Below are 12,129 nucleotides of genomic sequence, written 5' to 3'. Positions count from 1 at the left end.
GATCCATTAAGCAAAAAAAGAGCCGTAATTGCTTACGGCTCTTAATTTAGTGACTTTTTTATCTAAAAATCAATCAGAGCTATCACCCTTTATAAATTTTAGGGTTAAACACGTCACGTAACCAGTCGCCTAATAGGTTAATAACTAGAACCAATGTTACCAAAAGCACACCTGGGAATGCTGTGATCCACCATGCTCCTGAGAAAATGTAGTTAAAACCTGTACTGATCAGAGCACCCAGTGATGGTTGGTCTACCGGAAGACCTAAACCTAGGAAAGAAAGTGCCGCTTCTGACATGATGGCATTTGCCACCTGTACCGTAGAGATAACCAAAATTGGAGATAAACAGTTAGGCAGAATATGACGGAACATGATGCGAGGCGCTCTAAAGCCCATCACACGCGCCGCTTCTACGTATTCTTTCTTCTTCTCTGCCAATACCGATGCACGAATCGTACGAGCATACTGCGGCCATTCAGCAATACCGATGATCACCACCAGCATAACAACGGCATATTGCGCATAGAAGTCACTGCCGAAGCTAGCCTTAAAGATGGCCGAGACAATGATCGCAACCATCATGGTTGAGAACGAAAGCTGAACATCGGCAAAACGCATCAAGAAGCTATCAATACGGCCACCGAAGTAACCCGCAGACAAACCAATGATGATACCTAGAGTCAGCTGAAGGCCTACCGCTAGGAAACCGATCGTCAATGACAGACGCGAACCGTAAAGCATAGTCGATAAAATATCACGGCCTTGCTCATCCGTTCCGAGCAAGAAACGTTCTTCGCCATCTTCCATCCATGATGGTGGAAGCTCTGAATCCATGATATCAATCGATGTCACGTCGTACGGGTCTGTTGGCGCTAGAATAGGTGCTGCTAATGCCATCACTAAAAAGATTGAGAAAATGGCGAAACTCACCATTGCCACTTTGTCGCGTAAGAAGTAATACACAATGTCTGATTGCTTAAAACGTTCCCAGCGAGACGGCACTGTCGATGTCTGTTCCATGATTATGCTCCTTTCCCTGTGATGTTAACGGTTGGGTTGATAACACCGTAAAGCAAATCAACAATCGTGTTAGTCACTACGAAAATAAGACCAACAAAAATAACGTATGCGGTAATCAGTGGTGTATCTACACGGTTGATCGCTTCTAAAAATAAGAAACCTGTACCGGGCCACTGGAAAACCGTTTCAGTAAGAATGGTGTATGCCACCATAGTACCAATCTGAACACCACCAACAGTAAGAACCGGTAGCATGGTGTTTTTCAATGCGTGTTGGTAATAGATTTTGTTTAGCGCTAAGCCTTTCGCTTTACCAAACTTAATGTATTCAGAACTTAGAACCTCTAGCATTTCAGAACGAACTAGACGAATAAACAAAGGCAGCATGATAGATGCCAGTGCAATGCTCGGCAGTACTAAGTGTGCAAGGCCATCGAGCGTTAAGAAGCCAGACTCCCAACCAAACCAGTTTGCAGTATCACCACGTCCAAATGACGGTAGCCAACCTAGCTCAATAGAGAACACATACATCAGCATGATTGCAGTTAAGAAAACAGGTACCGAGATGCCGATACTACTGCCCGCCATGACCAATTTAGTGAAGAAACTTTTTGGGTGTATTGCAGAATAAACGCCTAATGGAATCGACAGACAAACAATAATCAGAGAAGCACCGAACACAAGTTCAAGCGTCGCGACCAATTTGTCTAAAATTACGTCCACAGCAGGGCGTTTAAAGAAATATGAAGTACCAAGATCACCTTGTAGGGCTGCGCCTATAAAGCGAGTATATTTTGTAACGAAGGGATCATTTAAGCCGAGTTCATCGCGTAGCGCTTGACGCTCCGCCTCTGAAACAGATTGACCGACTAACTCACGTAACGGGTCGCCCAGGTTATCCTGAATGGCAAACGCCACCAAACTGATCACAAACATCACTATCAGTGCCTGAAACAGGCGCTTGACCAGAAACGTAACCATTCCTTGCCCCTTATCTATCCATGACTGTCTAATCGAAATCCGCGACTAGACAACAAAAAATTCAGTCTTAAAAAAGGTATTTAGCCAGACTGAAGGAAGACCAAATACCGAAACTTAAATCTATATCTTAATAATATTGAGAGCCTGAAAGCTTCAGGCTCTCGATTCTAGCAAGCTAGATTATTTTACAACTAGGTCGCCGAAGTAAGGCATAACCATTGGGTTTACTACGTCTGCTGCACCTACGTTAGATTTCGCGCCCCACGCTTCACTTTGCCAGTGTAGAGGTACGAATACTGCGTCGTTGTAAAGTGTTGCTTCAACGCCTTTCAGCATCTTAGAACGCTTAACAGGGTCAGTTTCAGTGTTAGAAGCTTCTACAATCGCATCCATTTCTGGGTTTGAGTAACCAGAACAGTTGTATTGACCACGGCCAGTCTCTTCGTTACGAGTCATTGTTAGGAACTCGTTGAAGTTAGCTGAATCTTCTGTATCTGAGTGCCAGCCGATCATCATCATGTCTGCTGAACATAGGTCAAACTCAGGCCAGTACTGTGCTTTAGGCATCGTCTTAAGATCAACTTTGATACCAATCTTAGACAGCATTGCCGCAGACGCTTGCGCTACTTTTGCATCGTTCACGTAACGGTTGTTAGGCGCTGCCATAGTTAGTGTAAAGCCATCTTCGTAGCCCGCTTCTTTCATCAGCTCTTTCGCTTTTTTCAGATCGTAACGAGGAACTAGATCTTCGTTGTGACCCGCGTAGCCTGTTGGGCTTTGCTGACCAGCAGCTGTCGCGAAACCTTTCATGATTTTCTTAACAATACCTTCATTGTTAATCGCATGAACGATTGCTTGACGAACGCGCACATCTTTCAATGCTTCGTTGCTGTTTTGGTTCATTTGGAACGTAATGATACGAGTACCAGGTAGCGTTACTAGATCGATGTTCTTAGCGTTTTTAACACGCTTGTGATCGTTTGGTGCTACAGGGTGAATCATGTCCACGTCACCAGAAAGAAGTGCTGCTACACGCGTTGCATCTTCTTTGATTGGCACAAGAGTTAGCTTGTCTACGTTGCCTTCAGTTTCTGTGTCCCAGTAATCGTTGAAACGCTCGAACGTTACTTTAACGCCTTGCTCACGTTGAGTTACGATGAATGGGCCAGTACCTGAAACGTTAGTCGAAGCGAACGAGTTACCGTGCTTAACTAGCTCAGATTTATCATTACCTTCCGCTGTTTGACCAGAGTAGAACTTGCTGTCCATTGGGAAGATGTAAGTTGCTGTTTGTAGTACTAGTGGGTAAGCCGCTTTTGATATTAGCTCAACTGTGTAGTCATCCACTTTTACCATTTTTTCGTATGGCGTGAAGATAGACTTAAAGTCTGGAGAAGCTTGTAGACGTTCAAAAGTCCACACAACATCATCAGCAGTCAGTTCGTTACCAGAGTGGAATTTCACACCTTTACGTAGATTAAAACGGAAAGTCGTATCATCAACACGCTCCCAGCTAGATGCTAGGCGGCCTTCAAAATCCATCTCTTGAGTGAAACGTACTAGAGGGTCAAACACCATGTGAGACATTTGCAGTGTGCCACCAGACAGCTGCTCGTGCGGGTCAAGTGATACCGGGTCAGCTGCGTAGCCAACGGTAATATCTGCTGCTGCTGCACTAAAGCTTAGGCCAGCTGCCATTAAAGCTACTGCTAATTTGCTTTTCATGGTTTTCATTGCATAACTCCTTCATGCGGGAATCCAGATCCCTAGTTGTTGTATTTGCGTCTGTTTATTGTTTTTAGCAAGCCAAACTCCAGCCTGCTGATTTTTATATCGCGGCTTTTGCCACTGCTTTTTCTTCTCTTAAACCCGTAAATTCAGGCATTAAAGAAATTAGGTGTTTGCTGTATTCATGCTGAGGCGATTGGAACAGCTGCTCGGTTGGCGCTACTTCCAATAGTTCTCCCATTTGCATCACACCAACACGATCACACATTTGACGAATAACCGGTAAATCGTGACTGATGAACAGCATGGTTAGGTTGAGCTCGTCTTGTAAGTCTTTTAATAGATTAAGAATCTGAGCCTGTACCGACACATCCAAAGCCGACGTAGGTTCATCACAAATCAGAAGACGTGGGCGAGTTGCCAAGGCGCGAGCGATAGAAATACGCTGACGTTGGCCACCTGAGAATTCGTGTGGGTATTTAACTCCAGCCATCTTGCCTAAACCAACGTGCTCTAGCAGGTCGTGCACGATCTGACGAGTTTCATTCTCGTTGCGCGTAAGCTTATGGAATCGGATAGGTTCAGCAATGATGTCGAAGATCTTCATTCGGGGGTTCATTGATGTGTATGGGTTTTGGAACACCATCTGCATTTGGCGACGCATTGGGCGACGCTCTTTCTCAGACTTAAGCCCAGTAAGGTCAATACCTTCAAAGGTCACTTTGCCTGAGTTGGGTGCGTACAAGCCAGCAATCACACGAGCAATCGTTGATTTACCCGAACCAGATTCACCCACAAGACCAAAAGTTTCACCTTCGTGTACTTCAAAGCTCACATTGTTTGACGCCTGAACGTACTCACGACGACTCTCAAAGAAAGAATCCTTAGTGGTAAAGCGTAAGTTGACGTTTTCAACATTCAACAACGGGCCAGTGTAATCACGATGATCTTGGCTTTGACCTAACCAGTGGTTTTTCACATCAAGTGGTTCCATCTCGTGCGCTTCTTCGATGTAGCTCACAAGAGGGAAACGATCGAGTTTACGATCTGAACGCGGAACCGCTGAGATAAGACTGTGCGTGTAAGGGTGTTCAGGAGTACCAAGGACTTTCGCCGTCGGGCCAAACTCAACTAAATCACCACGGTACATAACCGCTACGCGATCGGTAACGTTAGATACCACACCCATGTCGTGGGTTACCAACATACAACCTACGTTCTTCTTAATACATAGATCGCGAATTAAACCCAAAATCTGGTCTTGGATAGACACATCCAGTGCGGTTGTTGGTTCATCTGCGATGATTAAGTCAGGTTCACCTGCCAATGCGATCGCGATAACAACACGCTGACGCATACCGCCAGAGAATTGGTGTGGGTACTGCTTTAAACGGTTTTCTGGTTGCGGAATACCAACTTGGTTCATCAAGTCTAATGAGCGTTGGTAAGCTTCTTGATCCGAAACCTTCATGTTGGCATGAATCGTTTCTTTTAACTGCTGCTCTACTGTGAATAGAGGGTTAAGAGAAGTCATTGGGTCTTGAAAGATAAAACCAATCTTTGAGCCTCGAACAGAACGCATCTGTTCAGGAGATAGGCCAGAGACTTTTTCGCCATCCAAAAATACCTCACCGCTAGCAATGCGACCAGGAGGGCTCAGTAGATCGATCACAGCATTGCCTACTGTTGATTTACCTGCACCAGACTCCCCTACAACGCCAACAATCTCACCACGTTCAATGTTGAACGAAAGCGATTTTACTGCTGCGTGAACTCCATGACGAGATGGGTATTCGATACGAAGATTTTTTACTTCTAAAAGTGACATTACCAGACCTCTACTGCTTTGGCAGCTCTCTGCCCTGTCTGCAAAATTGAATCCATTCTTACCAGAATATTGTTCTGATATTTTATACGGTTGACAATTTGGCAAATAATTCACAGAAAAGCAACAAAAATAGGATAAAAAGTCGACATTAAACGCTTAACAAGCAAAAGCACCACATAACTATTCACCCAGAGAGCATATAGTAATAAAAATCAACATTCTATTGTCGATAATAAATACTCACAAATCCCTTACTACCACTTACTTGTAGAGTTAAAACTATGGTTAAAAGCAGATCTCACTACCAGTCACTAAAAACAAATAATTATTCCAAAAAACAATTAACACTATAGAAACAAACGCTAACTTTTGTCATTTAAGCAAACAAAACAACCAGATAGAAGCATATTAACCATATATATTACCCCCAACATCATTTCAACGAATACCAACCAGTGAAACGAAAGACTTACTAAAATGGAGACGATTTTGAGCGACTTGATGTAAAGAAAACTGTCAAATACAGGCCTTAGAGAACATATTTAGCGTCAAATTTCACTTTTCATAGAAATCTTTAGACCAAACCTATTAATTTGTCGAATGATTGGCGGTGAATTTTATATAAAATTAGATATCGATCAGCTCATTTAATAAAACCGACACCTCTAGAAAGGCGCGATAATCTAGAAAAAAGGTAAGAGTTCTCCTGATACAAAGGATGGATTTTAAGAAGGCCACATCAAGCAAGACATTGAAATATTTAGGGTATCAGTATTAAAAATCAAGAATAACTTCAACGACAGATGTCAAAAATCTCAACCTTTCGACTGAAGCCTCTATTGTGGTAAATAAAGAGAGATTCGGCACGGAAGCGCTTCCTGTGGCCTGACGAACCACCGGGCTGGCGATTCAAGTCGCAGCTCTCTGAACCCAAACCACCTAAACTCCAAACGTAAAAAGCCCCAGTCCTTTCGACTGAGGCTTCGGCTTCTTAATATAGTCGGTTAAGAGAGGCGCGGCAGGGCTCCCTGCGGACTGGCGATCCAGTCCACGAGCTTCTGGCCCCAACTATCTAAAATTCCAGATGTAAAAAAGCTCCGTCATTTCTGACGCGGACGGCTAGTTGAGGCATCTTAAGTGATCGGTGAAGAGGGATTTGATGCGACTGGGCTTCCAGCCCCCGAATACACCATTATCTTTTCTCCAGATAGAAAAAAAGCTCATCATTTCTGATGAGCTTTCTTAAGGTGGTCGGTGAAGAGGGATTCGAACCCCCGACCCTCTGGTCCCAAACCAGATGCGCTACCAAGCTGCGCTATTCACCGAGACGTTTTGTTTGATTGCTCAAACTGGGAACTTCAAAGAAGCTACCAAAATTAATGGGGTGGCTAACGAGATTCGAACTCGCGACCACCGGAATCACAATCCAGGGCTCTACCAACTGAGCTATAGCCACCACTAATTTTTTATATAACCGCTTAAAAGCGATTATTGAAATAGTGGTCGGTGAAGAGGGATTCGAACCCCCGACCCTCTGGTCCCAAACCAGATGCGCTACCAAGCTGCGCTATTCACCGACTAATTTTGTATCGACTCTTGGGAATAATGAATCAACACTGGAAGCCGAAGCTACCGATATTTTGTAAAGAAAGAATGGGGTGGCTAACGAGATTCGAACTCGCGACCACCGGAATCACAATCCAGGGCTCTACCAACTGAGCTATAGCCACCATTATTTCTTTTTTGCCAATTTCTCACTTACCGAAGTAAGAGACCGGATGGCGCGCCTGAAAGGATTCGAACCTTCGGCCTTTGGCTCCGGAGGCCAACGCTCTATCCAGCTGAGCTACAGGCGCATGCCCTGTCGGCGGAGTGGAATAATACGTATATCACCCAATGCCGTCTAGTACTTTTTTAACTTTTTTTTCTGTTTGGTCTCTTTTTCGACAGTTAATATGTGATAAACCCCTTATTTGAGTACTACAACCCGCCACAGCTTATAAGTTGTTGTTTATTGCAACAACTTATCGGGATATAATCACCCATTATTTACATTGGTTTAACAGTTGCTCTTTGCTGGTGAAGCCAAAACACCCTCCAACACTATAAATTGGTAAGCACGTACTTACCTTGGGAATGTAAAGTGAGTTTAATGGATATGTCTCGTCGAATTTTAAGCGTTGTCATCGCAGTTTTAACCTTTTCAACTGGCGCAATGGCTTCAGGCCTTAGCGAAGCAGAGCAAGATGCAATTGCTGAACGCATCAAACCAGTTGGTCAAGTTTACCTAGTCGGCAGCGAACCAGTAGTCGCAGAACCAACAGGCCCTCGTGATGGCGCAACAGTTTACGGTACCTTTTGTATCGCTTGTCACGCATCTGGCGTAAGTGGCGCACCTAAAACAGGTGATGCTGGTGATTGGGGGCCTCGTATAGCTCAAGGTCGCGATATCCTAGCTAACCACGCAATCAACGGCTTTAATGCAATGCCAGCGAAAGGTTCATGTATGGACTGTTCAGACGACGAAATCAAAGATGCTATCGAGCACATGATTGCTGGTCTGTAATTTACCGATCTGTAATTAAAAATGCCAGATTCAAAAAAGGTGACCCTATGGTCACCTTTTTATTTGTCTCTATTTAATACTTTCAGAACCAGACGCTACTTTTTGTTGAACATCGCACGAATATTAGCAATGTGTGCCTGTCCTTTTTCCATTCTTTCTTCAGCGGATTGTGGTTTCTTAACGCTTTCCCACTCCACATCATCATGCGGCAACTCGTCAAGGAAGCGGCTTTGTGTTGGCTTAATCAATTCACCATACTGACGACGTTCACGACACTTAGTAAAAGTCAGCTCTTTCTGCGCTCGCGTAATCCCTACATACATAAGACGACGCTCTTCTTCTACATTACCTTCATCAACACTGGTTTGGTGTGGCAAGATGCCCTCTTCGGCCCCCATCAAGAATACATACGGAAACTCTAAGCCTTTCGAAGCGTGCAATGTCATTAGTTGAACTTGGTCTGCATCGTCATTATCTTCCCCGCGCTCCATCATGTCGCGTAAAGTTAAACGTTGAACAACCTCTCGTAGCGTCTTCTCTTCTTTATCATAGTTGTCACCTTCGAGGTCGGCCACAATCCAGCTATAGAGATCAGACACGTTTTTCATTCGCATTTCAGCGGCTTTCGGGCTTGGAGAGGTTTCGTAGAGCCAATCTTCGTAATTAATGTCACGAACCAAAGAGCGAACCGCCTCAACTGTATTACCACGCTCTGCATTATCCGAGATACGAACAATCCAATCGCTGAAACGACGCAGGTTTTCCAAACCACGGCCCGTCAGCGTTTGCTCTAAGCCCATTTCGAAGCTGGCTTCAAACAGGCTTTTACCGCGCATGTTGGCGTAGCTGCCTAATTTTTCAAGCGTAACTGGGCCGATCTCACGACGTGGTGTGTTTACAATACGCAGGAAGGCGTTGTCATCATCAGGGTTCACCAACACACGTAGGTAAGCCATGATGTCTTTAATTTCTGCTCTGGCGAAAAAGGATGTACCGCCTGAGATTTTGTAAGGCACACGGTTCTGCATCAAAGCTTTTTCAATCAAGCGAGATTGGTGGTTACCGCGGTAAAGCACTGCGTAATCTTTGTATTCTGTGCGATTCAAAAATTTGTGGGCGATGATCTCACCGGTAATACGCTCTGCTTCATGCTCTTCATTCTTAGCATTTAATACCTTGAGCTTTTCACCATCCGGGATCTCAGAGAACAGTGACTTCTCATAGACGTGCGGATTGTTGGCGATCAAGATGTTCGCTGCTCGCAAAATTCGACTGGTCGAGCGGTAGTTTTGCTCTAGTTTGATCAAACGTAGGTTCGGGTAATCCTCACCTAGCAGAACCAAGTTTTGTGGTTTTGCGCCACGCCATGAGTAAATAGATTGGTCATCATCACCTACGACCGTCAAACGACCACGTTCCCCTACCAGTAAACGAACCAACTCATATTGGCTAGTGTTGGTATCTTGATATTCATCGACCAGCAAATAACGAATACGAGACTGCCAGCGTTCACGCACTTCTTGATTGGTTTTCAGTAGCAATACTGGCATTGCAATCAGATCATCAAAATCGAGTGCGTTATAGGCCTTCATCTGTTTCTGATACATCTCAAAACAGAATGCAAACAACTGCTCTTGTTCACCTTGAGCTCTTGCTTTCGCCTGATCTGGCGTCAGCATGTCATTCTTCCAATTTGAGATGGTACTCATCAAAGAACGCAGCAGATCCTTATCACCATCGATCTGTGTTTCGGTTAGTTCTTTAAGTAGAGCTAACTGGTCTTGGTCATCAAATAACGAGAAGCCCGCTTTCAAACCCAGCGCTTTGTATTCTCGGCGAATGATAGTTAAACCCATGGTATGGAACGTTGAAACGATCAGACCTTTAGATTCACCTTTACCCAGAGTTTGTCCTACACGCTCTTTCATCTCACGTGCCGCTTTATTGGTAAAGGTTACCGCTGCAATATTACGAGCCTTGTAGCCACACTCTTGAACCAAGTAAGCAATCTTGTTGGTGATAACACGTGTTTTACCCGATCCAGCGCCCGCTAATACTAAGCAGGGACCAGAAACATACTTCACGGCTTCATCTTGTCTTGGGTTCAGTCTCATTTGGTTCTCAATTTGGTCTAGAGGGGCGAATTCAATTGCGCGCCTATAATAATGCTGCAACACCACGAATGCTACGTTCTCTTATACAAGATTTTTACGCGACTTGTGTAAAACTTTGTTGCACATGTGTATGGTTCTTGGGCTATAATGAATGAACGTTCATTCACTGGTGATGGAATAATGACAACTCATGCACCTCAGGATAAACGCCAACAAATACTTTCTGCCGCTGAAAAGCTCATTGCGGAGGTCGGCTTTCAAGGCCTTTCAATGCAAAAATTAGCCAAAGAGGCGGGAGTTGCTGCAGGCACTATCTACCGCTACTTCGATGATAAAGACCACTTGATAGATGATGTTCGAGTGCTCGTGACTCAACGAGTAGCAGATGCTGTTCAAGAAGGGGTTGATGATTCGGATCCAATTAAGCAACGCTACCGTACTATGTGGTTGAACATATGGAACTTAGCGGGAACGAACTTAGCCGCGATAAAAAATCGGGTTCAATATGACTCACTGCCCATCACAAATAGCCTAAACTTCAGGGAACTAGAACGTAAAATGTTTGCCCAAGTTGAGCTGCTATTTAATGAGGGTAAAGAGCAAGGACTGTTTAAACCACTTGATAATGAAGTATTAAGCGGCTTGAGCTTAGCGGCTAGTGTATCTCTAGCGCGAAAGCATTCTTTAGGATTTTACCAACTCGACGAGGCAGAACTAGAATCTGCAATAGAAGCCAGTTGGGATGCAATAATTAAACACTAGATCGGAGTTTTGACCATAATGAAAAAGTGGACTTTCTTCATGTTACTCATCGCTGTACTTCTTTTCGGCAGCGTTATTGGGTTCAACATGTTCAAACAACAAAAAATTGCTGAGTATATGGCCAACCGCCCTGAACCAGAGTTTCCAGTAACGGTTACTGAAGTTCAGCCGATCGACTGGGTTCCAGTAATTGAAGCTATCGGCTTCATCGAACCTAACCAAGGTGTCACGCTAGCGAATGAAACCAGCGGTGTTATTGACCAAATCTCTTTTGGTTCTGGTACTGATGTTAAAAATGACCAACTTCTTGTTCGTCTTGATTCTGGCGTAGAAAAGGCAAATCTAAAGAGTTCTGAAGCTCGCCTGCCTGCGGCAAAAGCAAAATACAAACGCTACCAAGGCCTGTATAAAAAAGGTTCTATTTCAAAAGAAGCATACGATGAAGCAGAAGCAAACTACTACTCTCTATCTGCTGATATTGAAAGCCTAAAAGCATCTATCGAACGCCGTGAAATTCGTGCTCCTTTCGATGGCAAAGTGGGTATTCGTAACGTGTACCTTGGTCAATACCTGCAATCAGGTACAGATATCGTTCGTTTAGAAGATACCAGCGTGATGCGCCTACGCTTTACGGTATCTCAAACAGATATCTCTCGTATCAATGTTGGTCAGGCTATCGACATCTTTGTTGATGCTTACCCAGAGAAACCGTTTGAAGGCTCTATCAGTGCCATTGAACCCGCAGTAAGTATCCAAAGTGGTCTTATTCAAGTTCAAGCAGACATTCCAAACAATGATGGCAAGCTTCGTAGCGGCATGTTTGCGCGTGCTAACATCATTCTGCCTAAGCTAGAGAACCAAGTAACGTTGCCTCAAACAGCGATTACTTTCACTCTATATGGTGACAATGTTTACATCCTGACGGAAGAAGACGGCGTTCAACGTGTTGCTCAACATGTTGTAAAAGTAGGTGAGCGTACCGCTGAGATTGCACACATCCTTGAAGGCGTTAAAGCCGGCGATACGGTTGTAACTTCTGGCCAAGTACGTCTAAGTAACGGTGCCAAAGTTAAGGTTGTTGAAAGTGATGCAATCACTCCACCATCTGAAACACCTAAGCTGTAACTGGA

Annotated in this window: 8 protein-coding genes and 5 tRNA genes; 3 read left to right on the top strand and 10 right to left on the bottom strand. The window is 44.3% G+C overall.

Annotated elements, in window-relative coordinates:
- Positions 1 to 82: 82 nt before the first annotated feature.
- The 9 genes from AACU28_RS23715 to AACU28_RS23675 form a co-directional block, all read right to left on the bottom strand.
- Entirely contained in the window at positions 83 to 1,021 is a 939-nt protein-coding gene (locus tag AACU28_RS23715) for an ABC transporter permease (protein WP_004735541.1), read from the bottom strand.
- Positions 1,022 to 1,023: 2 nt separating this feature from the next.
- On the bottom strand, positions 1,024 to 2,001 hold the full coding sequence (locus AACU28_RS23710) for an ABC transporter permease (RefSeq protein WP_004735540.1): 978 nt from the start codon (positions 1,999 to 2,001) through the stop codon (positions 1,024 to 1,026).
- Positions 2,002 to 2,181: 180 nt separating this feature from the next.
- On the bottom strand, positions 2,182 to 3,735 hold the full coding sequence (locus AACU28_RS23705) for an ABC transporter substrate-binding protein (RefSeq protein WP_004735538.1): 1,554 nt from the start codon (positions 3,733 to 3,735) through the stop codon (positions 2,182 to 2,184).
- A 94-nt stretch (positions 3,736 to 3,829) separates the two neighbouring features.
- Positions 3,830 to 5,557: a dipeptide ABC transporter ATP-binding protein gene (locus AACU28_RS23700; protein WP_004735537.1), complete on the bottom strand. Its 1,728-nt coding sequence runs from the start codon at positions 5,555 to 5,557 to the stop codon at positions 3,830 to 3,832.
- Positions 5,558 to 6,805: 1,248 nt separating this feature from the next.
- Positions 6,806 to 6,882 (bottom strand) — tRNA-Pro (locus AACU28_RS23695).
- A 55-nt stretch (positions 6,883 to 6,937) separates the two neighbouring features.
- Positions 6,938 to 7,013, bottom strand: a tRNA-His gene (locus AACU28_RS23690).
- Between the two features lie 44 nt (positions 7,014 to 7,057).
- Positions 7,058 to 7,134 (bottom strand) — tRNA-Pro (locus AACU28_RS23685).
- Between the two features lie 77 nt (positions 7,135 to 7,211).
- Positions 7,212 to 7,287: transfer RNA gene (locus AACU28_RS23680), tRNA-His, on the bottom strand.
- A 49-nt stretch (positions 7,288 to 7,336) separates the two neighbouring features.
- A tRNA-Arg gene (locus AACU28_RS23675) sits at positions 7,337 to 7,413 on the bottom strand.
- A gap of 296 nt (positions 7,414 to 7,709) precedes the next feature.
- Here AACU28_RS23675 and AACU28_RS23670 point away from each other — a divergent pair.
- A complete protein-coding gene (locus AACU28_RS23670; protein WP_004735792.1) occupies positions 7,710 to 8,123 on the top strand; it encodes a c-type cytochrome in 414 nt (137 codons plus the stop codon).
- 95 nt (positions 8,124 to 8,218) lie between these two features.
- Here AACU28_RS23670 and rep read toward each other — a convergent pair whose 3' ends face one another.
- The gene (rep, locus tag AACU28_RS23665) at positions 8,219 to 10,237 is read right to left on the bottom strand and encodes a DNA helicase Rep (protein WP_004735791.1); all 2,019 of its coding nucleotides are present in this window, start codon (positions 10,235 to 10,237) and stop codon (positions 8,219 to 8,221) included.
- Between the two features lie 180 nt (positions 10,238 to 10,417).
- Between rep and AACU28_RS23660 the strand changes: the two genes are divergently transcribed.
- Complete coding sequence (locus tag AACU28_RS23660; protein ID WP_198137852.1) at positions 10,418 to 10,999, top strand: TetR/AcrR family transcriptional regulator; 582 nt, start codon at positions 10,418 to 10,420, stop codon at positions 10,997 to 10,999.
- 18 nt (positions 11,000 to 11,017) lie between these two features.
- The gene (locus AACU28_RS23655) at positions 11,018 to 12,124 is read left to right on the top strand and encodes an efflux RND transporter periplasmic adaptor subunit (RefSeq protein ID WP_004735789.1); all 1,107 of its coding nucleotides are present in this window, start codon (positions 11,018 to 11,020) and stop codon (positions 12,122 to 12,124) included.
- Positions 12,125 to 12,129: the final 5 nt, after the last annotated feature.

It is taken from the genome of Vibrio sp. SBT000027 (assembly GCF_963894355.1).
In the GTDB taxonomy this organism is placed as follows: domain Bacteria; phylum Pseudomonadota; class Gammaproteobacteria; order Enterobacterales; family Vibrionaceae; genus Vibrio; species Vibrio splendidus.
This window is presented reverse-complemented; position numbering and strand designations above follow the sequence as displayed.